At 37.8% G+C, this 26,170-nt stretch carries 22 protein-coding genes; 14 read left to right on the top strand and 8 right to left on the bottom strand.

The features are described 5' to 3' along the window. The first annotated feature begins 7 nt into the window (after positions 1-7). Positions 8-1,588, top strand: coding sequence for a SusD/RagB family nutrient-binding outer membrane lipoprotein (locus LQ201_RS04300; RefSeq protein ID WP_230145503.1), 1,581 nt, complete (start codon positions 8-10; stop codon positions 1,586-1,588). Between the two features lie 228 nt (positions 1,589-1,816). Here LQ201_RS04300 and pgk read toward each other — a convergent pair whose 3' ends face one another. The 8 genes from pgk to LQ201_RS04340 form a co-directional block, all read right to left on the bottom strand. Beyond that, complete coding sequence (pgk, locus tag LQ201_RS04305; RefSeq protein WP_029279640.1) at positions 1,817-3,010, bottom strand: phosphoglycerate kinase; 1,194 nt, start codon at positions 3,008-3,010, stop codon at positions 1,817-1,819. 6 nt (positions 3,011-3,016) lie between these two features. Beyond that, positions 3,017-3,454, bottom strand: a complete 438-nt coding sequence (locus tag LQ201_RS04310; protein ID WP_230145504.1) for a GNAT family N-acetyltransferase — start codon at positions 3,452-3,454, stop codon at positions 3,017-3,019. Positions 3,455-3,981: 527 nt separating this feature from the next. Further along, on the bottom strand, positions 3,982-4,977 hold the full coding sequence (gap, locus tag LQ201_RS04315) for a type I glyceraldehyde-3-phosphate dehydrogenase (RefSeq protein WP_230145505.1): 996 nt from the start codon (positions 4,975-4,977) through the stop codon (positions 3,982-3,984). An 828-nt stretch (positions 4,978-5,805) separates the two neighbouring features. Then, entirely contained in the window at positions 5,806-6,885 is a 1,080-nt protein-coding gene (locus LQ201_RS04320) for an MraY family glycosyltransferase (protein ID WP_230145506.1), read from the bottom strand. 178 nt (positions 6,886-7,063) lie between these two features. Next, positions 7,064-7,804, bottom strand: coding sequence for a glycosyltransferase family 2 protein (locus LQ201_RS04325; RefSeq protein WP_230145507.1), 741 nt, complete (start codon positions 7,802-7,804; stop codon positions 7,064-7,066). Positions 7,805-7,924: 120 nt separating this feature from the next. Beyond that, complete coding sequence (locus tag LQ201_RS04330) at positions 7,925-8,308, bottom strand: hypothetical protein (RefSeq protein WP_230145508.1); 384 nt, start codon at positions 8,306-8,308, stop codon at positions 7,925-7,927. Between the two features lie 138 nt (positions 8,309-8,446). Further along, a complete protein-coding gene (locus LQ201_RS04335) occupies positions 8,447-8,923 on the bottom strand; it encodes a hypothetical protein (protein ID WP_230145509.1) in 477 nt (158 codons plus the stop codon). 1,882 nt (positions 8,924-10,805) lie between these two features. Next, on the bottom strand, positions 10,806-11,207 hold the full coding sequence (locus tag LQ201_RS04340) for a hypothetical protein (RefSeq protein ID WP_230145510.1): 402 nt from the start codon (positions 11,205-11,207) through the stop codon (positions 10,806-10,808). 395 nt (positions 11,208-11,602) lie between these two features. On the opposite strand from LQ201_RS04340, the gene LQ201_RS04345 reads away from it, so the two are divergent. From LQ201_RS04345 to LQ201_RS04400, 13 genes are all read left to right on the top strand, one after another. Continuing rightward, positions 11,603-12,370, top strand: a complete 768-nt coding sequence (locus tag LQ201_RS04345) for a polysaccharide biosynthesis/export family protein (protein ID WP_230145511.1) — start codon at positions 11,603-11,605, stop codon at positions 12,368-12,370. Next, complete coding sequence (locus LQ201_RS04350; protein WP_230145512.1) at positions 12,370-14,769, top strand: polysaccharide biosynthesis tyrosine autokinase; 2,400 nt, start codon at positions 12,370-12,372, stop codon at positions 14,767-14,769. The genes LQ201_RS04345 and LQ201_RS04350 overlap by 1 nt, the downstream gene beginning before the upstream one ends. Positions 14,770-14,907: 138 nt before the next feature. Then, positions 14,908-15,411: a UpxY family transcription antiterminator gene (locus LQ201_RS04355; RefSeq protein ID WP_230145513.1), complete on the top strand. Its 504-nt coding sequence runs from the start codon at positions 14,908-14,910 to the stop codon at positions 15,409-15,411. 172 nt (positions 15,412-15,583) lie between these two features. Continuing rightward, positions 15,584-17,407, top strand: a complete 1,824-nt coding sequence (gene asnB / locus LQ201_RS04360; RefSeq protein WP_230145514.1) for an asparagine synthase (glutamine-hydrolyzing) — start codon at positions 15,584-15,586, stop codon at positions 17,405-17,407. Next, the gene (locus LQ201_RS04365) at positions 17,404-18,522 is read left to right on the top strand and encodes a glycosyltransferase family 4 protein (protein WP_230145515.1); all 1,119 of its coding nucleotides are present in this window, start codon (positions 17,404-17,406) and stop codon (positions 18,520-18,522) included. The genes asnB and LQ201_RS04365 overlap by 4 nt, the downstream gene beginning before the upstream one ends. Positions 18,523-18,549: 27 nt before the next feature. Beyond that, positions 18,550-19,416, top strand: coding sequence for an ABC transporter permease (locus LQ201_RS04370; RefSeq protein WP_230145516.1), 867 nt, complete (start codon positions 18,550-18,552; stop codon positions 19,414-19,416). Continuing rightward, complete coding sequence (locus tag LQ201_RS25700; protein ID WP_371823032.1) at positions 19,416-20,495, top strand: acyltransferase family protein; 1,080 nt, start codon at positions 19,416-19,418, stop codon at positions 20,493-20,495. Before LQ201_RS04370 ends, LQ201_RS25700 begins: the two co-directional genes overlap by 1 nt. Then, positions 20,495-21,757: an ABC transporter ATP-binding protein gene (locus LQ201_RS04375; protein ID WP_230145517.1), complete on the top strand. Its 1,263-nt coding sequence runs from the start codon at positions 20,495-20,497 to the stop codon at positions 21,755-21,757. The genes LQ201_RS25700 and LQ201_RS04375 overlap by 1 nt, the downstream gene beginning before the upstream one ends. Before the next feature lie 15 nt (positions 21,758-21,772). Then, the gene (locus LQ201_RS04380; protein ID WP_230145518.1) at positions 21,773-22,876 is read left to right on the top strand and encodes a DegT/DnrJ/EryC1/StrS aminotransferase family protein; all 1,104 of its coding nucleotides are present in this window, start codon (positions 21,773-21,775) and stop codon (positions 22,874-22,876) included. Then, positions 22,863-23,285: an N-acetyltransferase gene (locus LQ201_RS04385; protein ID WP_230145519.1), complete on the top strand. Its 423-nt coding sequence runs from the start codon at positions 22,863-22,865 to the stop codon at positions 23,283-23,285. Before LQ201_RS04380 ends, LQ201_RS04385 begins: the two co-directional genes overlap by 14 nt. Before the next feature lie 35 nt (positions 23,286-23,320). Further along, positions 23,321-24,454: a glycosyltransferase family 1 protein gene (locus LQ201_RS04390; protein ID WP_230145520.1), complete on the top strand. Its 1,134-nt coding sequence runs from the start codon at positions 23,321-23,323 to the stop codon at positions 24,452-24,454. 6 nt (positions 24,455-24,460) lie between these two features. Continuing rightward, a complete protein-coding gene (locus LQ201_RS04395; protein ID WP_230145521.1) occupies positions 24,461-25,285 on the top strand; it encodes a glycosyltransferase family 2 protein in 825 nt (274 codons plus the stop codon). Then, positions 25,282-26,166 carry a glycosyltransferase gene (locus LQ201_RS04400; RefSeq protein WP_230145522.1) on the top strand — a complete coding sequence of 295 codons (885 nt, stop codon included), beginning with the start codon at positions 25,282-25,284 and terminating at the stop codon, positions 26,164-26,166. The genes LQ201_RS04395 and LQ201_RS04400 overlap by 4 nt, the downstream gene beginning before the upstream one ends. Positions 26,167-26,170: the final 4 nt, after the last annotated feature.

A 26,170-nucleotide genomic window follows, 5' to 3' on the forward strand; every position in this document is an offset into this window, starting at 1 on the left:
TCTTAAAATGATGAAAAAATTATGTTTAATGGTACTTGCTTTGATCCTACTCAACTCCTGCACCAAGAATTTCGAAGAAATAAATACAAATCCCAATCAAATATCCGATAAACTGTTAGAGCAGGATTTCAATCTGGTTGGTTCTTCTTTCTCTGTAATGTTATTTAACCTGATGGGACACCAGATCGAAGAAGATCTGTGTTATGATAACTGGATGGGATATATGGGTACACCAACCCCTTTTGTAGGGAATGTAAATAACACCACCTATTACCTGCGTTGGATTGACGCCTATTGGAACCGTATATATGGCAGTGTGATGTCTCCGTCAAAACAGGTGATACAGCTTGCCGAAGAGAAAAAACTACCATTATTCGGTGATTGGGCAAAATTGGTGAGGGTGTTGGCAATATCTAAATTAACAGCCATTCATGGCCCTGTAATCTACTCTAACTACGGCACTTCGGGCTTAGGGTCGATCAAATACGACAAGGAGTCGGATCTGTACAACAACCTGTTTACCCAGTTAGATCAGATTGAAACCAATTTCAAAGCCAACCCCACTTACCTGGGTTTTACCAAATTTGACCCCAGCTATAAGGGCGACATTGCTTCATGGTTAAAATTACTTAATTCAGTACGCCTGCGTTTGGCCATGCGTTTGGTTAAGGTTAATCCTACATTAGCTAAAGCACAGGGAGAAAAAGCCCTGGCCGACCCTGCCGGATTAATTACGACCAATGCTGAGAATTTCCTTATTTCGCTAAATGGAAATGTTATGCCAGTTTCAATGATTAGTTTCGACTGGAACGATACGAGGATGGGCGCAACCATGGAATCTTTTATGGTGGGTTTAAAGGACGGGCGCATAGCCAAATATTTTTCCGAAGTAAGTGATGCAAGTTTGGTTGCCGACCATCCTACTTATAAATATAAAGGTATCCGCGGCGGTGCTTACATCAATGCGAAAGATGATAGAGTGTCATATTCGACAGTGAGTGCAGATTTCAAATCTGCCCAAAACAGAAGAGGATTCACCGCATCGGAAATAGCATTTTTAAAAGCAGAAGCGGCATTAAGAGGATGGGCAAATGCAGGTGATGCTAAAACAAATTATGAAAACGGGGTACGCCTCTCGTTTGCAGATTGGGGAGCAGCCGGTGCGGATGCCTACCTAGCTGATGCAACAAGCAAACCGATCAGCTATACCGATCCAAAAGACAGTAAAAATAACTTTACACCACTTTCTACCATTACAGTAGCCTGGAATGCGGGAGATTCAAATGAACTGAAGCTGGAAAAAATTATAACACAAAAATACCTGGCTACTTTTACCAATACTTTGGAGGCCTGGGTAGATTTTAGGAGGACAGGATATCCAAAAATCCCACATGTTGCTAAAAATGACAGTAGTCCAGACTGGGGTGTTATCGCCGCCGATCAGTGGATAAAACGACTGGTATTTGTACCTGCTGAAAGAACCGGAAATGCCACCGCCGTTGCAGAAGCCGCAACTTTTTTAAGTGCTGGCAAAGATGACATTGCATCGCGCTTATGGTGGGATACTGCTACTACCAGTAATTTTTAAACCTTTTCACCAATCATTTTTAAATGGCTGCCTTTATGGCGGCCATTTTTGTAAACGGGTAATCCACCTTGAAACTGATTTAACATCGTGAAATAATTGCAATAAACCTTATAACAGCACAAATTGATGTGGGAGGTGGGAACATCGGTTCTTTGCTTAAAACATCAAAAAAACGAGGCCCTTGCAAATTTGATCTGCAAGGGCCCCGTTTATATATAAAATTGATATTTATCCATTAATGGCTTTAACACCTGGCAATTCTTTGCCTTCCATATACTCAAGTAAAGCACCACCACCGGTAGAAACATAACTTACTTCATCTTCCATGCCGAATTTTGCAATCGCTGCAGCAGAATCGCCACCACCGATCAATGAAAATGCACCGTTATCTTTAGTAGCCGCTACAACTGCTTCTGCAACAGCTTTAGTTCCTACCTGGAAACTTTCCATTTCGAAAACGCCCATCGGCCCGTTCCACAACAAGGTTTTAGAATTTTTAATCACATCCTGGAACAAGGCAACTGATTTTGGACCGATATCCAGTCCCATCCAATCTGCAGGAATCTGACCAGAGTCTACATCTTTCTTATCGGCATCATTTGCAAATTTATCAGCAATTACCGTATCTACAGGTAAAATCAGGTTTACGCCTTTTGCTTTTGCTTTTTCGATCAGCTCTAAAGAAAGTGCTTGTTTATCGGCTTCTAATAATGAGGTGCCAATTTCTCCGCCCTGTGCTTTAGCAAAAGTGTAAGCCATACCACCGCCAATAATCAGGTTATCTACCTTATCCAGCAATTTCTCAATCAAAAGAATTTTATCAGATACTTTAGCACCACCCATAATTGCAGTAAATGGCCTTTCTGCGTGGTTCAATATTTTCTCTGCATTTTCTACTTCTGAGGCCATTAAATAACCAAAGTATTTTGCATCTGGGAAAAACTGGGCAATAATTGAAGTTGAAGCATGTGCACGGTGAGCAGTACCAAAGGCATCGTTTACATAAACATCGCCTAATTTTGATAATTTTTCTGCAAAGGCAACATCACCTTTTTCTTCTTCCTTGTAAAAACGAAGATTCTCTAACAATAAAACTTCACCCGGTTTTAAATCAGCTGCCTGTTTTACTGCGCTTTCGCCAATACAATCATCAGCAAACTTAACTTCAACACCAACAAGAGCAGATAGATCAGATAAAATGTGTTTTAAAGAATATTTATCGGTAGGGCCATCTTTCGGGCGGCCTAAGTGAGACATTAAAATAACCGCACCACCATCTTTTAAGATTTTAGAAATGGTTGGCAAAGCCGCCCTGATTCTTTTATCGTCTGTAATTTTAAATTCATCATCTAAAGGCACATTAAAATCTACCCTGATTAATGCTTTTTTATCTTTAAAGTCAAACTGGTCAATTGTATTCATGTTTAATTATTTTTGATTTAAGTTTAATTTCATTTCGTAATGGAAACCGATGCCAGGGATATCGAACTCTGGCGATTCGGTAGTGAAGCCGATTTTCTTGTAAAAAGCTGCTGCCGTTGAACGGGCATTACACCATAAGTAATCGGTTTTATATTCTTTCAGGTATTCAATGGCAAAAGTAACCAGTGCAGCAGCATAACCATTTCCAACTGCATTGGGATGGGTGGCCATGCCCCTAAGCTGATAGCCCTCTCCTTCTTCCGGGAAAAAATCGTTCCGCATAAAGGTGGCAATTGATTTTATTTCTCCATCTTTTAAAAAACCAAGATGAAAGGTATCGTAGGCAAGATCGCCTTCAAAACCGCATGCTTCGAATGGTTTGCCATTGCGCAAAACCAGGCTTCTTAAAGGCAGTACTTCTTCTGGAAGAATAAATTTGACCATATTTTTAATATCAGCTAGCTTACACCAAGTGTGAAGATATTGCTATTGGATGCACTGCAAACGTTTGCAAAGTTAATAAAGCAATTGAAACCCGATAATAATATCGGCCAGAATTTTTAACATTTTAGATACGCACTGAGCAGGTATCAAAAATAAGTTGAAAATAATGGCTGCGCTATCTTTACACTTAAAGCAAAGAAATTATTTAGGCGTTTTGTATTTTCTTGCAGTTCCAAGGTGTTTAGCCTCAAGCCTAGCGGCATCCTCAATGTCGTTAAGTAGCCATTCGGCACGAGCAAAAATAATTTAACCACAGATAGAAAGGATGCACACAGATATAAAAATCCGTGTTTATCTGAGTACATCTGTGGTTAAAAACGCTTAACTTAATGACATTGAGATAGGAGTCGATTAACCGATTAATAATTCTGTGTTTTGAACTGTTTTTTGGAAATGAATTAACCGATTACACCAGGCAATTAACCATGTAACTATTGATTAATAAAGCAATAAACCAGCCCTACGTTTTAGCCTTTACCAAGCTGATCAATTTTTTTCACCACATCAATCAAACGGCTGCTGTAACCAAATTCGTTATCATACCAGCCCACCACTTTAACCAGATCGCCAACGATAGAGGTTAATAGCGAATCGAAAATACAGGAATGTGGATTATCGATAATATCGACTGATACAATTGGATCTTCAGTATACTCAATAAGACCTTTCAATTCATTTTGTGCAGCGTGCTTAAAAGCTGCATTAATTTCTTCTATGCTTGTCTTCTTCTTTAGCAGGCAGGTAAAATCGGTTAACGATCCGTTTAAAACAGGAACCCTGATTCCTGCCCCACCTAAACGGCCATCCAGTTCCGGAAAAATATGGGTAATGGCCTTTGCTGCCCCTGTTGTGGTTGGAATAATGGAAGATGAAGCGGCCCTTGCCCTGCGAAGATCTTTATGGTTCGCATCATGCAGATTCTGATCACCTGTCATCGAGTGGATGGTCGTAATATACCCCTCTTCAACACCCCAGTTATCGTTCAAAATCTTAATCATCGGGGCAATATTATTCGTTGTACAACTGGCATTTGATAATACAGGACTACTTAAATCAATCTGATAGTCGTTTACACCTAATACGACCATCGGAATATCATCAGCGGCTGGGGCTGAGATCAGCACCTGTTTTGCGCCTGATGTAATGTGTTTTTCTGCCAATGATTTGGTTAGATTTTTACCAGTACAATCGATAACCAGATCTACCCTAAGTGCCGACCAAGGCAATTCATCGGCATCCTTGATAGCGAAAACCGGAATAGAAAGCTGATTGATTACCAGTGCATCAGGTTTTGCAGAAACACGCCCAGCGAAAACACCGTGAACAGTATCGTACTTAAATAGGTGAGCCATCGTTTTGGCATCTGCCAGGTCGTTAATCGCCACTACTTCAAATCCCTCAGCCAATGCTAAGCGTAAAAATGTTCTTCCTATTCTACCAAAACCATTTATTGCCAGCCTCATTATTATAAAAATTAGAGCGCAAAATTAGTATTTATTTATCAAAGCAAAGACCTGAATATACAAGATGGAAAAGGGATGATGAAACCTTGTTGCAGCGGCTATTTTTCTCATCTGCTTTAAAAAAAATGAAGTTCTTTTTTAGGAGCGCAAAGCCTGTACAGCTATTAAGGCTTGTTCCCGTTCTTCGCTATATCCCTGCGCTACGCTCCGGGGATGCCGCTGCGACCGGGGCTAGGTACTTCTAATCTGCAGGGAAACCGATACAAAGCTGCCCCTGGTTTTGTGCTACAGGCTCTGGTTAAATAAACCTTATTGTAGCGGCTATCCTTTTTGTAGCAGCAACCAACAACATTCTGCTAACTTTCACAAAAAGATAGGAGCGGAAAGAAGGACTGCCCAAACCGATAGGCACTACACCTGCTTTACTAAAAATTAAAATTTATTTCAAGAGTGCAAAGTCAGCTGCTTTTTTAAAATGATAAGGTTCTTTTTTTAGAGCGCAAAGCCTGTACAGCTATTGATGTTTGTTCCCGTTCTTCGCTATATCCCTTGCTGCGCTCCGGGGATGCCGCTGCGACCGGGGCTGGGTACTCCTGATCTGCAGGGAAACCGATACAAAGCTGCCCCTGGTTTTGTGCTACAGGCCCTGGTTAAATAAACCTTATTGTAGCGGCTATCCTTTTTGTTTCAACAACCTACAACACTCAGCTAACTTTCACAAAAAGATAGGAGCGGAAAGAAGGACTGCCCTAACCGATAGGCACTACATTAGCTTTACGAAAAATGAATTTAATTTTCTGAACTGCAGGAAAATATGCTAAATTAATTTTACCTGCTTTTTTTTTTAAGCAGGCCTAAGGTAAGCAAGGTATTGAACGCAACGCAGAGGCTGATAATGAGCAAGATCAATACAAAATTTCCAAGATGCTGGAGGAAAATAGTGGCTGCTATTGTAGCCAGATTAAAACCGGCAGTAGAAATTACGATCCAGCTGGGCTTAAACCCTAACTGCTCTAAACGGTGGTGGATGTGGTTACGGTCTCCCTTAAACGGAGAACCTCCCTTTAAAATACGGATGGTAAAAACCCTTAATGAATCGAAAATGGGTACGATCAGTATGGCTACTGCTATTGCTGGCGCAGAATAAAAAGCAGGTTTATTTTCACCTGTAAACTTATTGAGCTCTATAAACTTAATGGCCAGGGCAGCAGAAATAAGCCCGATGATCAGTGCGCCTGTATCGCCCATAAATATTTTAGCAGGAAACCAATTGTATTTTAAAAAGCCTGCAATGGCACCCGCAAGGGCAAAGGCTATAAATGCATAGGGCACTTGCCCCATCAAGGAAAACAAAATACCGAAAGCCATGCTCGTTAAAATGCCGATTCCACCTGCCAGTCCGTCAATGCCATCTATTAAATTGAATGCATTATTCAGGAAAATAATTAATGCAATCGAAAAAAGGCTTCCCCACAAAGGCAGCATATCTCCTATACCCAACACACCGTACAAACTTGTTAAACGAAAAGCACCGAAAAAAACCAGGATAAAAGCGACTACGATCTGCAAAATAAATTTTGTACTGGTATTGGTGCCATAAACATCGTCTTTTAAGCCAAGAGCCGCAAGGATAATGCACGATGCGATTAAAAAATTAGCTTCTTTAAAATTTATAATGGCCGAAAAAAGCAAAATACATACGGTAAAACTACCTATAATGGCCAAGCCACCTAAACGTGAAATGTTGCGTTTATGATTTTTACGGTACAGGTCGTTCTTATCAAAAAGGCCATATTTTAACGAAGTATAGATTATACTTGGAATACTAATAATTACGATTGAAAAAGCCAAAATAAATATGGCTATACAGAAATAGTCAGGGCTGGTATTCAGAATATCTTTTAGCAAAACTTATAGGGACTTGCGAGCAAATATAACTATACTAAGGTAAACAAAATTGTGATGTAAAATGTTTAACATGACATATATCAAAATAATCGATTTACGTCATACTAAACAGACAACAAAAAATTCCAAACCTTAAACCTCCAAGTTACAAATAGTGCTAAAGTGCTGTTTATTAACACTAAAATTGACTGAGTTTGCTTACCTTTTTCTGCAACAATACCCAAAAAGGCAAGGGCATTTTATTCCTTTTTAAGGCTTTATAATCATTAACAAAGGCAGAGACCCTGCTCATCACAGATTGGTTACTTACTCCTCCAATACGCATATTCACCATTAAGATAGGCAAGTAAACCGCTTCTATTTTATGGGTATAAAAGTAACGCAATATTAATTCGTAATCGGCAGCGGTACCCAGATCTAAGGCATAATCGCCGTTTTTCTGAAACAAAGATCTTTTCAAATACAATGTAGGGTGTGCGGGCATCCAGCCTTTTTTAAGATCCTGAAAGGTGTTTTGCTGTGATTTCCAGGTCCTGATAATTTTATGTGTTTTTGGATGGATGTAGTTGAGGTCACCATAAAGTCCATCTATCTTCGGCTGATCGATAAAGGTTTTGGCTACTGATGCCAATACATCAGGGTGTGCAAATAAATCATCGGCATTTAAGATTCCGATCACCTCTCCTGTTGCCCTCTGGATCCCTTTATTAATGGCATCGTATAAACCTTTATCTTTTTCTGAAACAAAATAATCAATATGAGATTGGTTCTCCTGAATAATATTTAACGTTCTGTCTGTCGATCCCCCATCAATCACCAAGTATTCTATATCTGAATAGGTTTGCGCCATTACAGAATTAAAACACTCTTGTAAGAATGTTTCTCCATTGTAAACGACGGTGATAAGGGATATCTTCATGGTTACCAAACGCGGATTCTTCGACTTTTTTAAGCTGAAAACTGTCAAATATAGAGAATAGAAACGCTAACCTTAGCAGATTAATTGAAAGATGGCATTGGACAAAAGGAAAGCTGGTAGCTATAGTTTATTTCTTTTTCTGATGATGAATACACCGAATAAACCAGCTGCTGCACCAAGGGTCCAGGTGTAATCATCGAGATTGCATTGGACCGGATTAAAGTTTGTACTATAGTAACCTTGCGTTGCTCCACTCAGACATAAACCAGCAACAGTAGTACAAACGTAGCATGTTGTACCGCTTGTTGGTGTCCAGCTACAATAGTTTGCTGGCAACATTACGTGCTGCGTCCCAGCCCGTTCAAAAACCTGAAAACCCAAGATATTCAACAGCGTACCTTGCTGGTAAATAACATTATTCGGGATTAAACATCCAGTCTCAGCTGCACCTGCTCTCAAATTAAACAACAACAAGAACAAAAGACCTAAAATATAATATTTCATGTAGTACATCGCTGTATTGATACGCGAAGTTACTACCGCTTTAAACTAAAAACTACGTTCTTTTTGTTCAATACTATATCAACATTATGGTCCTTAGATACAAACTAAGGAACTACAAGAAATACCAAAAGTAATAGACTACATACTAATTGATCTTTTTTTACGAATAATGATGATACCAAAAACTCCAGTAGAGCATATGATAAAAGGCATATAATCATCCATGGGTAGATTATTTGGCTGATTGGTACAGGGATAATTTGGATCTGCATCGGAATAATATGCAGGATCGTTATATCTATAATCGACCTCAGTTCCTTCATTACCGCTGCCGCTAATAAAGTTTGGAGAATAAGAAGTGGCAGTTGCACACCTTGTACTGTAGGTTGCAGTAATTTCATTTGCTGCGTTATAGGGCACGCTAGAATTTGTAGCAGATACATATCTGGTACCTGCGGGATATACATTTATATAGCCACATCTATATCCGCTGTAGCCATTACCTGTAATTATGGGTACAATAGGAGAGCTGGCTTTATAAATGCGAACAGATTGACTAGGGTCACTATTGTAAATGGCTGTTCCTAAAAATTGTGTTGCTACAGAATTTCCCAAGTTGCAGCCACGTCCAGTGACTTGACAAAATGATGGTGACATAAACAAGAAAAATAAAACAGTTGATAAGACAGTTAAAAAGAGAGATTTCGACATTATTGTTTGGTACTAATGGGTGCACATACGTAGCGCCCACGATCAGAGATGTTCTGCGATAAAAAAAATTATAATAATAGACAACTAAATTTTGGAACCAAGTGATGATACAAACCAACACAAACCCCCAAATAACCGTAAGATTAATATTACAAATTTAGCCAAAAATGAACAATTAAATTACCAAACAGAGTGAATATGAATAGAATATGACACGCTTATTTCACGCTATAGTTCGTCAAAAATGGTCTAAAGAGCGCATGAACAAAGAAAAAACAAAAAATTCGATTGAAATAAAATCATAAATTCTTGACAATTGTCATGAACAAAATGAACGAGAAGTTTTTTAAAGATATAATTCCGGAAAATTTATGCAACTATTAGAAAAAGCAATGATGATCGCTGAATAAGGGAAGTATTTACAGGCGAAAGTTTGGACTAGCAATGTGATTAATACAACTAGTCAATCCCGAAAAGTGTGGATTGCGGTGGTGATACAAAAGAAATTTATCTGGATCAAACAACTATGCCAGTGATAAGGTGTTCTAACAAATAATTATTAGAATTTTTGCACAAAAAGATAATTGGAAAACGGGAATATAAAATCGTAAAAACCTAATAACCATTATGTAGAAAAGACGGAATTTTTGTTTGGAAAGGGACAACTAATCACATAACAAACGCTTCCACCAGTGAATTATAATTGAGCTAGGAAAAAACCTAACCATTATTAAAATAAATAGGTAATTTACTCTTTGGACACAACAGCAATTACAAAAAACTATAGCCAGATACCTGATTACAAACGGATAAATAAGTTGACGCACACTATTCAATAAGGCTACCCTAACTCATTAAGGCCTTGGCAGTTAATAAGAAGCCTACTCGCGTTTACAATATGTTTCAGCGCTATGAAGATTAATGGAATTGCCAAAAGAAAAAAATAGTCGCCTAACGGACAATTATAGTAAGTTATATAGCTCACTGATGTACCCAAAGTATAAGTAAACCCATCCGTAACATAGCATAACGTATTACCGAAAGCATTCGTTCTGGATGATATCTGGCCAGTTTTAATATATTGTACATTAACATTATTGTACGGCGAAGAATTGCATTCAGTTGCAGCATTGCTAAAAACAATATAATTGCTTCCGTTACTCCATGGCTCTCTAGTACCGGGGCATATACCACACTGAGTCGATGTATTGATATAAACCCTAGAACCAGAACCAGAACCAATCTGGCATCCATTAGCTGCAAAACTACTGGAATAGACCAAAATTACCGAAAGGAGGATCAAAAAAGCTCTTGATTTCATACAATGATAATACACTTATATCTTTTACAAAGATATACAAAGACACTCAAAAAAGTCTTAAAATACTACATAATCATACAAAAATAAACGACTCCAGACTAATTTTGAGTAGGATAGTAAGAATTTCAGCAAGTTTAATCCAAATCAAAAAGCTACCAAGACCTCATATTACAGCCCGAATAAATTTTTACCGTTCACATCAGAACGACAGATGTTGACATTCTATAATGGAAGTTAATTATTAAGTGACAGTCAATCTTATTATTGCAAACTGTATGCAGCGCCTAACTATACCTGAAGGCCATTAAACGATTGGTCGTTGAACTTGAATTGAGGATGAGAATTACAATCTGCATTAAACAAAAGCAAATAAAATTTGTCTAGCAAATCAATAGGCGAGTAATAGTGTTAACAACAAAACTATTGAAAGACGTTAATTCCATTAGGCACATTGGCTTTGTGAAGCTACAAATTAAAGGCATTGACATTTGCACGTGAACGAATTACAAGAACGGCGGCAAAACCACCAAACACAAATAGCCAAGGTAAATAATCGTCGATCGGACAGGCTATAAAAGTAAAAGTCGGAATATACCTAAAAGAAGAATTTATCACTCCATTTATCCTACATGATAGACCATTTTCAACAGCTGAATTATAATCATACTTTGGACAAGCAGTTTGATAGGCTGGGTTTGCATTGTTATAGGCAACAGGGCTACCAAAGTTCCGGGTACCTCCTAAAACGCCATAGTAGATAACTTCGTTTGCTGTAGCATAATTTAGCGCACAACCATCAGCAGAAGCTTCGAGAACCCCACACAAAACAAGAAGAAAAACAACAAAAACTTTAAGGTATTGCATCATTAAAAATATTTAAAGCCGAGGGCTTTTTTAGAATAAGGGACGACCGATACAAAGGTATTGAAAAAACAAACCGCTGCACGTTTAATGCCATTTATCCATTGACAAAAATCAACAACTAAAAAAAATACATAAATAACTGTAAATCTGAAGTTTAACATTTTTTTAAAGCTAAAAAAATAACAAAACAACAAATAATCCGTAGTATATGTAATACACAATAAATAAATTAAGCTTATAATTGCAGCACTATTTACTCCTTATTTCTCTACTTTTTTTTTAATTCAAGTTTTTTAGAATTTAAGGGTTACTTTTGACTCTTATAAAACAAACAGGTACTTTCTATGATTGAAAAGAAACTTTTAATTCCTCTATTCATATGCAGTGTTATATTAATAATGAGTAGTTCTTGTTCTGTAAGAAGACAGCGTACACTATTCAATTCTCCGTATGATTTAGTAACGGACACCATAAAACAAGTTTATGTGGTTAATGACCAGGGAAACAGTGACAATTTTTATAGGATTAAGGTTAATGATCAGCTAACAATAAGAAACCTTCAAAATCCTGAGTTCGGTGCGGTAGGTACAACAAGCGCTACCTCTTCGGGCTTAACTTACAGTTCGTCAGATGGTAAGGCAGCTGCCGGAACAGCCTACATTGTGGAGCCAGATGGAAAAGTTAACCTGCCGGCTATCGGCAAAATCGAAGTAGTTGGTCTTTCCAGACGCGAGGCGGCCAACAAAATTCAGGATATATATAAACAAAAGCTGTTAAAAGATCCAATTATTGAATTAACGGTTGTAAATTTAAAAGTTACAGTACTTGGAGAATTTAATAAACAGGGTAACTTTCTGTTGGCAAATGATAATACCAGCTTAATAGATATTATTGGTGAGGCTGGGGGGATTACCAAAACAGCAGATCCTAAGACATTGAAAATCATACGGGGGGACCGGAAGTCGCCTGAAATTATTTATGTTAACTTAACAGACATCAATAGTCTTACGAGCAATAAACTGATATTACAAAATAACGATATATTAATCCTCCAGCCTACTAAGAACTCAGCACTTAGTGAGAGACTGCAGAGTTATAACAATGTGATACAGCCTTTATTGGTTGTGATAAATGTTGCACTATTAATTTTTACCGTTTCCCGTTAATGGAAAATACTGAACATTTTAATCCTAAAAAAGCAATCAGCCAAACCATAGATTTTTATAAAATCTTCAGGGTCTTCCTCAGCCGATGGTATTGGGTAGCCTGCACGGTATGCATAGCACTTTGTTTTGCATGGCTCTATCTCTGGTACACACCTCCCATTTATCAGACCGGGGCATCACTTAAACTTGCGGAAAGTAATCCGGGATCGGGAAAGGATATGGCATCTCCTTCTTTCAGTTATACGGATAAAATCCAGTCTGAAAGCTTCACCATTAAAAGCAATGAGGTCATTTTAAATGCCATTAAAAATATCGATTATAAGATCAGTTACTATATCAAAGGACGGGTGCGTACCGCAGAGCTCTATCCTACCATCCCTTTTATAATTGAAATTATAAAACAGGACAGCTTAAATTTTAGCCGGGCACTTTTCGAGGTAAGCCGCAGTGATGATAACCATTTTAAAATTTTTCCAGCCGATCAAAAGAGTCAGACAATGACCTATCGATACGGGCAGGACATCAACATGGGCAATACCACCTTTCGCATAAAAAGTAAAATCCCCGAAAGCGGCACCTATCAGTTTCGGTTTAATAGCAAAGAAGATTTTATCGGCCGTGCGATGAATGGCCTTTATATAGGTGAGGCTGCACGTTTTACCAACGTAATGAGTTTAAGTCAAACAGATGCCAATCCGATATTTGCATCTGACATTCTTAACGCCATCATGAAAGAGTATGTAAAGTATGATATCATCCAAAAACAAAGATCAGCCAAACAAACTGTTGAATTCATTGATACCCAACTAGGTTTTATCAATACCGAAGCCAACAAATCGGGCAGTACACTCGCCAATTATAAAACGGCCAATAAAATGGTAGACCTGTCTTCTACAGCATCCTCTACCATCAGCAGATTATCTGACTTTGAAAAACAAAAAACAGAACTAAACCTGAAGCAGGTTGGCATCAAACTACTGGAAGACCAGATTAAAACAAACCGGAGCAAAATTGAAATTGGCCTAGATCTGGAAAGCGATCTTTCAAATGGCCTTGGATCATTGCTAGGACAGCTTAACGCACTATTGGCATCGAGAGAGGCAAAGTTAAACCAGTTTACAGCAGATTCTCAACCAGTTAAACAGGTAGAACAACAGATTTCGAATGTTAAACTGAATATTAGAAACAATATACAGAATATGCGCATCCGTAATGAGCAGACCCTTAACTATATTAACAAGCAGATAGATGAAGTTAATCAAAGCATGGGAAATATTCCGTCCAAAGAACAAAACTATGTCAAGCTTCAGACAAATTTTGATGTCAACAATAAAGTCCGCTCCTTTTTAGCCGAGAAGAAATTAGAAGCCGAGATGGCTGCTGCTGCAGTTGTTCCAGGTGCAGCCATTGTTAATCCTGCTTATCCGTCCTATTACGCTATATCTCCCAATGATAAGCGGGCATATACCATGGCTATTATGTTTGGGTTGGCAGCAGGGTTCGGCCTGATCCTATTGGTTAGGTTTTTAAATCCATACATTTATGACAAAGAAACCGTAGAAGGTTTAACCAATACGCCGATCATCGGTGTGATCCGCAAATTCCCCGATTTTATTGATCAGGACAGCAGGCAGGCGTTGTCTATTGCAAAACCAAAATCAGTTTTCGCTGAATCTGTTAGGTCTGTAAGAACAAATTTAAGTTTTCTTGCCAGCCATAAGCAAAGTAAAATTATTTGTGTAACCTCAGAGATTTCCGGTGAAGGAAAGTCTTTTGTTACCGTAAACCTAGCCGGCACTTTAGCCTTGATTGAAAAAAGGGTAATATTAATTGCGGCAGATTTACGTAAATCAAAATTACACAGGATATTTGACAACGATAACAAAAAGGGGCTGAGCTCTTTATTATCGGGACAGCATACACTAGAAGATGTATTGGTTCATGATGATGTACATCATATCGACTTTATTCCATCGGGACCGGTACCACCAAATCCTTCCGAATTATTGCATACAGCGGCCATGCAGGAGCTGCTAAAAAAACTGGAGAAAGATTACGACTATGTATTGGTTGATACCGCTCCGGTTGGTTTAGTTTCGGATGCCATTCCGCTGATCAGACAATCTGATGTAAATATATTTGTTATCCGCTCCGGGGTTTCCCAACAGCGTGCAGCGAATATCCCTGAGCGATTATCAAGGGAATACGGATTGAGTAATCTGGCCATTATCTTAAATGCATTTGGTGATGATGCCCTTTATTCGAATTATTATACAACCGACTACTCCCGTGGAGGAGGAAATAGCACTTATTACTACTCTGATTACAGTGGTTATTCCGGGTCAGGGTATTATGATGATGAGAACAGAAAGTGGTGGATGTTTTGGAAAAAAAAGTAGGTTAATTGGTAACTGTTTAATTCGATGGCAGTGAGAAATGGAAGGAATGAGGGGGATGGTTAGAAAAACAACGATTAATTGTTTAATGCCCATCAAAAATACAGTTAACCGGTTCTTGTAGTTTATGCAATTAACCATATGATAGATCAAAATTATAGATGGTATCCAGTTTTCACACGTTCAAGGGCTGAAAAAAAGGCTCATGAGGAGCTGATGAGAAAGGGTATTACCTCTTACCTCCCGCTAAAAAAGACGGTTAAACAATGGAGCGACCGTAAAAAAATAGTTGAAGAGGCTTTGATTAAGTCTTATCTGTTTGTGTATATTTCGGCCAAAGAATATGCTGAAGTTTTGATGACCAATGGCATCGCCAGATTTATCTATTTCTCCAGCCAAATAGCGTCTATACCCGAACAACAAATTAAAGATCTTAAACTCCTGCTCGCTACAGATGCAGAACTTGAGGTTTTTGAATACGACATCAAACCTGGTGAACGTGTGCTGATCAAAGCCGGTCCCTTTAAGGGAATCCTGGCTGAACTGGTATCGATAAAGAATAAACAACGTATTATTTTACGTTTACAGAATATGGGCTATGCGATTGAAATTAACACCTCAGTTGCATTTGTAGAGCCGATTTAGTGCTGGATAAGAAGTGAGGGATCAGGCTGGCCCTTTGTTAAATAGAGCTGATGTTTTAAGCTCAGCAGCTTATAAAAAATAAATATCAGTACATTTTTGAAAATAAAATGTGACTGAGGGGGCGAAGCTGTGCCCGGCCGATAAAATATCAAATGACCATTACCCTTTACAGATGTGCCGCATTGCGGGAATTATAGATAGCAGCAGATCAATCGATCTACTTCAGGCAGAAGTTAAAGGCATGTGCACGCTAATGGCTCATGGCGGCCCTGATGATAAAGGTTTTTACGTCAATGCCAGCGATGGAATTGTAATGGGCCATAGGCGTCTTGCCCTGATCGATTTATCTCCCAAAGGACATCAGCCCATGCTTTATCATAATGGAAAACTGGTTATTTCTTTTAATGGTGAGATCTATAATTACCAGCTGTTAAAAAAAGAGCTTCAGGACCTCGGCTTTCAGTTTAAGACCGAGAGTGATACCGAGGTTATTTTAGCCAGCTATGCCGCGTGGGGAGTTGAGGGTTTCGATAAGTTAAAAGGCATGTTTGCTTTTTGTTTGTATGACGCTGATCTACAACATAGCTACCTGGTACGTGACCCATCGGGTATTAAACCCTTATATTTTCGTGCAATCGAAAAACATCTGGTTTTTTCTTCGGAAGTTAAAGCCTTTGCAGAGACCGGCTATACTTATAACGAACGGCCTGACTGGAAGATCCTTTTTCTGGCTTTTGGCCATTTGCCTGAACCATACACCACCTTTAGCGAAGTGATGATGTTGGCAAAAGGACATTATCTGGACTGGCAACATCACTCGGATACTTTCGAGATCAAAGATTATGTCCAACAGCATGCTGTAAAAGAAATCAAAAATCACATAGAAGCGAAAACCGCAGTGCAACAAAGTTTATACGCTTCGGTAAAAAAGCATCTTTTATCCGATGCTAAAATCGGTGTTTTTTTAAGTGGTGGGATCGACAGTAGCATTTTGACTTTACTTGCCGATAAAATTCTAACCAGCAACAACCCCGAATTAAGCAAACTCAATACCGTATCGATCAATTTTGAGGAAACAGCATTTTCTGAGAAAGTTTTTCAGGATATTGTTGTCCAACAACTCCATGGAGATCACTCGGAATATACCATCACACCTACCCTCTTCTTCAAACATTTCCCCGCAGCCTTAACAGCCATGGATCAACCCACTGCTGATGGCATTAATTCGTGGTTTGTTAACTATTTCGCTAAAGAAAACGGCTTAAAGGCTGTTCTATCTGGCATTGGTTCTGATGAACTGTTTGGTGGTTATCCTTCTTTCAAACGGATGCGATGGGTCAGACAATTAAAGAAACTCCCTCAGTTCATTCTCAGAAAAAGCTTGCGTTTTAAAAAAGCTTCGTTAAAACGGTCATATTATTTAAGTTACCGCAATACGGTTGGCGAGTATCTTTTTTTAAGGGGCATATTCACTCCAGACGAAATCGCCGGGCTGTTATCGTGTTCGATTGCGGAGGTTGATCAGGTACTTCAAAGTGCTGTAATAATCCCAGTTCCCAATCATTTAAAAGACGGCGAAAGAGCCAGTTGGTTAGAATGTAACCTGTACATGCAAAACCAGTTGCTTAAAGATACCGATACCATGAGCATGCAACATGGTGTAGAGGTTAGGGTTCCCTTTTTAGATCAGCACTTGCTTGCAACCCTGGCTGCAACGGATGGCGAAATCAAATTTGAAGGTGGCCGCCCAAAATCGCTTTTGATTGAAGCTTTTTCAGACATACTTCCCAGAGCCATCTGGGACCGCAGTAAAATGGGCTTTACTTTCCCTTTTCAACACTGGTTGAGAAAAGATGAGCACTTTCTCAATTCAATAAAAACGGGCGGAAATACATTCGCTTCAGCAATGCTTGATGATTTTCGGCGGGGAAATTTACACTGGAGCAAGATAATGGCAATTTATCAAGTATTCAAGGGCTCGGAAAAGACAAATTGAAAAGCAAAAAAATACTATTTCTTACTCTACATACTTTCAGTTTAACAGGTGGAATTGAAAAAGTATCCCGGGCATTTGCAAAGGTCTTATGCGATCTAAAAAAGGAATCAGCTATTCAGGATTACAAGGTAAATAGTCTCTACGATACGCAAGCTGATCTGCGTTACGTGCAAAACAATTCATTTAAAGGTTTTGCAGGAAAAAAAATGGTTTTTGGCCTGTGTACACTTTCAATGGGAATCAATGCTGATGTGATTGTATTAAGTCACATCAATCTTTTGTTGTTTGCATGGCTGATCAAGAAAATTAAACCTCAAAAAAAAATCGTATTGTTTGCCCATGGCATTGAAGTATGGAAAGAACTTAGTCCCTGGAAAACCATTTTCATCGAAAAAAATGTAGAAATATGGGCGGTGAGTAACTTTACAGCCGGCCGCGTAGCTGAAGTACATCAAATCAAGGCAGATCAAATCAAAGTATTGAACAATTGCCTAGATCCCTTTTTTAACTCACCATCTCATTTCAACAAGCCAGTTTCACTACTTGAACGTTATGGACTGGACCTGGACACGAAAATACTTTTCACATTAGGCAGATTATCAAACCAAGAACAATATAAAGGTTACGATCAGGTATTGCTAGCAATGAAGAATTTTCCAGATGCGCATTATATTCTTGCCGGAAAAGCCGATGAACAGGAAAAAAAGAGGATTAAAAACCTGATAAACGAATATGGCCTGCAGAACCAGGTTACCTTAACCGGATTTATTCCCGATAGCGAAATTATAGCGCACTATTTATTGGCAGATACTTTTGTAATGCCGAGCAAAGGTGAGGGTTTTGGCATTAGCTTTATTGAAGCTGCTGCCTGTGGGTGCAGGGTTATTGCCGGCAATAAAGATGGCAGTGTGGATGCCCTGTTGAATGGAAATCTGGGCGATCTGATCAATCCCGATGATCCAGAAGCGCTTGGTAATGCCATTTCAAAAAACATCAGCAAAGAAAGAACAGAGTCTCTCCATCTTCAGAAAAAATGTTTGACATCATTTGATTTTGTGGGTTATAAAAGAAAAGTTTTGGAATTGCTGAATACAGTCTGCCTCCATTCACAATAAGCGCAAGCAGGGTTAACCTCTTAAAACATGATGAATATAGATACAAACAAAGATCAAAACTGGACCATTGAGGCAAGGGCTCCTATATTCGATTTAAAACTAAAGGAAATTTGGGCCTACCGGGATCTTCTGGTTTTGATGGTTCGCCGGGACTTTGTTTCGTTTTACAAACAAACCATATTGGGACCGTTGTGGTTTTTTATACAGCCATTATTTACAACCGTTATTTTCACTTTCGTTTTTGGTAACCTTGCTGGGATTTCTACCGACGGCCTTCCTAAGCCCTTATTTTATATGGCTGGGATCACCGCATGGAATTACTTTGCAGACTGTTTGAACAAGACCTCTACTGTTTTTAGGGACAATGCAGGGATTTTCGGAAAGGTCTATTTCCCGCGTTTAATTATGCCGCTCAGTATTGTCGCTAGTAACTTAATCCGCTTCGGAGTACAAATGTTCCTGTTTTTAATTCTAATGGCATATTATTATTTCTCAGGCGCAAATTTTAGTGTAAGCTGGGCTATTATGCTATTTCCTTTTGTAGTAATATTAATGGCGTTACTGGGGTTAGGTGCAGGTATGATTATTTCAGCAATGACAACGAAATATCGCGATCTGGCTTTTCTGATTGGCTTCGGTGTTCAGTTACTGATGTACGCCACAACGGTTATCTATCCTTTATCTGAGGCAATTAAAAAGTATCCTGATTATGCCTGGATTATCGAATATAACCCAATGACCCCCATTATTGAAACTTTTAGATATGGATTTTTAGGCGAGGGCAGTTTTAGTTGGGATGGCTTTGGGTATGCTATTGTAGTTACATTGGCCCTCCTTGCATTCGGAATTGTTGTTTTCAATAAAGTGGAAAGAAATTTTGTCGATACTGTTTAATGGCTGCTCTCAATAACAGAATCTCTTTACTGGATTCATTCAGAGCACTTGCTATCATCCCGGTGCTTCTATACCATTTTTTTAATAGATGGCCTACATATTATCCTTATACAACCCAATATAATTTCTTTACTTATGGTTATATGGGCGTATATTTCTTTTTCGTAATTAGTGGTTTTGTTATTTTTTATACCCTTAGCCATACAGAAACCATACTCTTGTTCTGGAAAAATAGGTTAATAAGGCTGCTCCCCTCAATGCTCATCTCCGCAGTCATCATTTATGCTTTCATGAACTTGTTTGACAGCCATAACCTTTTTCCTGCGGCACATGAGGCAAAAAATTTCGCTTTCAGCTTAACATTCATACACCCTGCCATACTGCATACGCTCTTTAAGCAATACAATTTTGATTACCTTAACGGATCTTATTGGAGTTTATGGACTGAAATACAATTCTATGTACTGGTAAGTATAATTTTCTATTTTAATAAAACGAGGTTTCTTTCTAATTTACTGATAATCTCATTTGCATTAATAATCGCAACCCACATATTATCGGTTTATATTATTCCGAATAACCCAATTCCTTATATAAAATCGTTTATGCAGGTATTCGATCTATGGAAATTTTACCCTTATTTTATTACCGGATCACTATTCTTTATTATTTACAATCATAACAGATCACAGAAAAAGATTCCTTTATCCGTGATTTTAGCGCTAATTGCGTTTATAGCCTATACAATATATTTTTTTGATCAAAATATAGGCAGGATTATATTGATTATATTTTTCGGATTATTCGGCGTGTTCTGTTATTTTCCAAAATATCTAAAACCGCTAAAAAACAAATACATTTTAGATATAGGAGTATCCTCATATTTCCTATATTTAATTCACGAGCCTATTGGTGTTTTACTTATAAATAAATTTGGCAAACACTTTTATCCAGCCGAGTTCATGTTACCAACTATATTGATTATCATTCTCTGTTCAATCAGTATTTTTTATCATAAGGCAGTTGAATGGAGATTTAAACCTGTGCTGAACAGGATTTTAAGGAAAAAAATTATTTAATGAATAACATTGCCATAAAAGTAGAAAACCTGAGCAAAGCTTATCAATTGGGGCAGATCGGTACCGGTACGATCAGCCGTGATCTGGAGCGATGGTATGCACACATACGCGGGAAAGAAGATCCTTTTTTACGCATAGGTGAAAGCAATAACCAACACACTAAAAGTGACAGTGATGTGGTCTGGAGCTTAAAGGACATCAACTTTGAAATTGAACAAGGTGACGCAGTTGGTATTATTGGCCGCAATGGTGCAGGCAAAAGCACATTACTTAAAATACTCAGTAAAGTCACTGCACCTACAACTGGCAAAATCAGTGGCAGGGGTAGAATAGCTAGTTTATTGGAAGTGGGTACAGGCTTTCATCCAGAACTATCCGGACGCGAAAACATCTTTTTGAACGGCGCCATTCTCGGCATGCGCAAAAAAGAAATCCAACGAAAACTGGAAGAGATTGTCGATTTCGCAGGGATTGAGCGTTATTTAGACACTCCTGTTAAACGATACTCATCTGGGATGTACGTGCGCTTGGCTTTCGCTGTTGCTGCGCACCTGGAATCGGAGATTTTGATCGTAGATGAGGTATTGGCTGTTGGTGATGCGGAGTTCCAGAAAAAGTGTTTGGGCAAAATGGGTGAAGTGAGTAGAGGTGAAGGCAGAACGGTATTGTTTGTAAGCCACAATATGGGGGCAGTGAAGCAATTATGTCGTACTGGAGTTATTCTAGACCAAGGTTCAATGTTAACACAAGGAAATATCGACAGAGTTATTAAAACCTATGTACAGCTACAGCAATCAAGTAAGCAGCCGTTCTATAAAAATCTGAATGAAAACGCAAATATTCTAAAAATAAATACTGAAGATGGAAATCAATCTCGCAAGATTAGTTTTGAACATGATGAAAATATAATACTACGCTTAAACTGCATGATAGATTCACGATGTATTGACGCATTAATTGGAATAAAAATACTAGACACTTTAGACAGGTGTATATTCACATCCGAACAGCAGATAAATGAACTGGTTAGCAGCACAGGCATAACAGAATTTACCGTCACCATACCTAATAATCTTTTGACACCAGGTGATTATAAAGCATCCATTGCAATACACATTCCCAATGTTCAGATAATTGAACAAATTATAGACAAAATTTTCTTTGAAGTGTTAGAAACAGGTACTGATTTTCATCTATTTTCTGGAGCTGACTATGGATGTGTATTTGCTGACTGTAGATGGGATACTATTAATTCAAAATAATAATTTTAAAAAAATATGGATATAACTATCCCAGTGTATCAACCATCTCTAAATGGAAACGAAAAAAAGTATGTCAATGAATGTTTAGATTCAACATGGATATCGTCAAAGGGAAAATTTATAAATCAGTTTGAAGATGCTTTCTCTGCTTTTATTAATGTAAAATATGCCGCAGCTGTGTCCAACGGTACAGTGGCACTGCACGTCGCCTTAATTGCTTTAGGTATCGGGCCAGGCGATGAGGTAATTGTACCAACACTTACCTATATAGCATCTGTAAATGCCATAAGTTATACTGGCGCCAAAGCGGTCTTCGTTGATTCACTTGTAGACACCTGGCAAATGGACCCAGGTGATGTAGTGAGTAAAATAACATCAAAAACAAAGGCAATAATGGCTGTTCATCTCTATGGACACCCGTGTGAAATGGACTCCCTTAAAAAGATAGCAACAGAGCATAAATTCTTCCTGGTAGAAGATTGTGCTGAAGCAATTGGCAGTGAGTACAAAGGAAAACATGTTGGCACTTTTGGAGATATAGCAACATTTAGTTTTTTTGGGAACAAAATGATTACGACAGGTGAAGGTGGTATGGTTGTCACAAATGATCAAAATCTTCATGAAAGGGTTCTTCACTTTAAAGGACAGGGACTTTCAAAAAACACCTTCTACTGGCATGATGTTATTGGCTATAATTATAGAATGACAAATATTTGCGCTGCAATTGGACTTGCACAGTTGGAACAGGTAGAGTATTTCATCCGTAGAAAAATCCAAATAGCCGAACTATACCAGGAAAAACTTAAGGATTTACCAGTTAGGTTCCACACAGCTTGTAAAGAGGTCAAACATACATTTTGGATGTGTTCTATATTGATAACAAATGGTGTCAACCGTGATCTTCTTAGAAATTATCTTACTGAAAGGGGAATAGAAACCCGTCCGTTATTTTTTCCAATTCACACGATGCCAATGTATTTAAATAAGATACATAATTTTCAAGTAGCCGTTGAATTGAGCTCTAAGGGAATAAATCTGCCTAGCTACCCAACATTGACAGATACTCAGGTTATCGAGGTTTCAAACCAGATCAGATTTTTTTTTGATGAGAACAATTAAATTTATTAACGCGGATGTACAGTCGGTCCGTCTGTTTATTGAAGATTTAAAACAAGGGGCTGAGAATTTCCGTTATTTTCAATCGAGACCAATCGAAATCATACACAACCACCTAGCTACAATTTTAATATTAAATGAATCAGATTATCCCGTAGCCTATGGCCATTTAGAAAAGGAAGGCGATATTCTATGGTTAGGTTTAGCCGTAGCAGATAGATATGTTAACCAAGGTCTTGGTAATAAAATGATGAATAGATTAATCGATCTAGCAAAACAAAATGATGAAACGGCTATCTCCCTTTCGGTTGACAAAACAAATTTAAAAGCACAAAAGCTTTATTTAAACCACGGATTTCAAAAGTCACTGGAAACTAAAACTACAGCTTTATATAACTTGAGGTTAAATTGAATATTTTATACTACATCCCTAATATTAATCAGGAAATGGGCGGAATAAGGCAGTATGCTGTAGCATTACTGAAAATTTTAGCCAACAATAAAAGAGATCACTATTTTGTTTTACATCACAATAACGACCCTGAAATAGTAGCGATCATAAACGACTATGAGCAAGTCAAACTAGTAAAATTAATTTCACCCATTTCACTGAAGATTTTTAATAAACTCAGGAATTACCTGCTCCCCTCATTTATAAAAAATATAGATATTGAGCAATTTTCGTTAAACACACTCTGCAAAAAACATACCATCGAAATTATTCATTGTCCATATCAATATCTACCAATGGTTAAGGGGGTTAAATCTATTTGTACAATGCACGATGTTCAGGAATTACATTATCCAGAATATTTTTCAGCAGAAGACAGGGCTTTTCGTGCGGTTCAATATTTAAATTACATTAAAAATGCGGACTGCATTCTTGTTAGTTATCAGCATATAAAAGCTGATCTAGTCAAATTTTTCAAAGTTGATGAGGCTAATGTGAAGGTGTGTTTATTAGATATGGAAAATTTATGGTTGGATAAATTTAATGAACAGGATATATCAGAACTTACCCAGTTCAATCTACCAAAAAAGTTTCTTTTTCTTCCTTCAAATACCTGGGAACATAAAAATCATTTAAACTTATTTAAAGCCTTAGTACAATTGCAAAAACAATCGGCAGAGGATATTACATTGGTATGTACCGGGCATAAAACCGATTATTATTATAGCCATCTTCTGCCATATATTGAAAGCAATAACTTGCAGGATAAAATCTATTTTCTTGGAATCGTTGATGAGGTTACCCTATATAGCTTATATAAAAGCTGTGCAGGAGTTGTTGTACCAACACTTTATGAAGCAGGGAGTTTTCCGTTGATGGAAGCGCTTTTGTTGGGTATCCCTGTTATATGCTCCGACACAACATCTCTACCTGATACAATCAATGATGATAACTTTATTTTCAATCCAAATGACATAGACTCAATAAGCAATAAAGTTTTTCAGCTATGGAATGATGATACTTTTAGAACGCTTTCATCACGTAATGGAAAAAAACAATCTCACAAACTGAGAAACAGTGGGGCATTGAATAATTTAAAATCAGTTTATTCTGAGTTATCAATAAAATAATAGAATTTGCAGGGTTCATTACTTTCTATCATCATCCCCACATTCAATTCGGAAAAAACAATTGCCGAATGCATAAAGTCAATCCTTGTCCAGAGTTTTGAAAACATTGAAGTTTTGATTATTGATGGATGCTCAACTGACAAAACAATCGAGATTATTCAGCAATATGAATCTCAGCTGCCAATAAAATATTATATCGAAAAAGATGAAGGGATATATGATGCCATGAATAAAGGAATAGAAAAAGCTGGTGGCTCTTATCTCTATTTTCTGGGAAGTGATGACACCATCTATGATCAAAATGTTATGCTGGGAATTGCTGAACTCATAAGTCAGGGGAACGAAAAAGTCATCTATGGGAACATAAAAATGAACGGCAGGCATGAGTTCATTAAAGATGGCACTGTTTACGGTGGTGAGTTTGACCTAAAAAGACTGCTCAGTCACAACATTCCCCATCAGGGCATATTCTACCCTAAAAGTCTTTTCGCAAAAATCGGAAGTTTTAACCCAAAATACGAGGTATTGGCAGATCATGACCTTAATTTAAGGGCATTCGCAGAATTTACTTTTAAATATGTTGATCATATAATCGCGAATTTCACGCTAGGAGGTACAAGCAGCCTTCAAAAAGATGAAGAATTTGAAAAGGATAAGATTAAAAATTTCATAAAATACTATCTAAATAAAATACATAGAAAAGAATTCATCCCATTAAGATTTTATGTACAGCAAGCTGCATTCAATAACGGGGCTAAAGTAAGTATACTTACCAGGTTATACCTGATCTTTGTTTACGCCAAACTTAAAATTCAATCTCTATATTATTGATTTCAATTATTATATGTTCGAGAAACGAACGACTTGACCCAAAATTGGTTTCGAATATCAATTCAACCATAGGTGTTCCTTTTGAAATCATAGCGGTTGACAACTCGGCCAATAACCTCACAATTTTTGAAGCCTATAACATTGGGGTATCAAAAAGTAGCGGTTCCATTTTGTGCTTTATGCATGACGATGTTTTATACCATACCCAAAATTGGGGAGATAAAGTCCATACGTATTTTGAAAACGAGAGAACAGGCGCCATAGGCATTGCAGGCAGTCCTTATGTTCCACAAATGTTAGGTTCTTGGTGGGGAGGAAACTTGGTCAATCAGCAATTATTAGATACCAAAAGCAAAACCCCAACACTCCAAACAAAATCTGTGTCGGGCAACAATCAAGACAAGAGCGAAGTTATCGTATTGGATGGCGTTTGGATCTGTATAAAAAAGAGTCTCTTTGAAACCATCTGTTTTGACAGCTCAACTTTTAATGATTATCATTTCTATGATATAGATATTTGCCTGCAGATCCACCAAATGGATTTCAAGATATTTGTTGTATATGACATATTGATCGAACATTTATCAAGCGGAAAACTAAATTCACAATGGATAATTAACGTCAATAAATTTAATGAAAAATGGAAGAGAAAGTTACCACTCGCCTCCGTCAGCCTTTCTTACAATAATAGGTGCCAAGCTGAATTTAAAACACTTAATGAGTATGTAATGATATTACTTGCCAATAAATTTTCTAGAAAGAAGGCTTATAGACTGGCGATTGCTCAGACCTTAAGATTCTATAAAGGATTTTTTTTCTACAAAACGCCTTATTACTTATTTAAGTATTTAAGAGGTATGTTATCGAATAGTCCAAGTTAGCCGA

The organism is Pedobacter sp. Bi126 (assembly GCF_918698245.1).
In the GTDB taxonomy this organism is placed as follows: domain Bacteria; phylum Bacteroidota; class Bacteroidia; order Sphingobacteriales; family Sphingobacteriaceae; genus Pedobacter.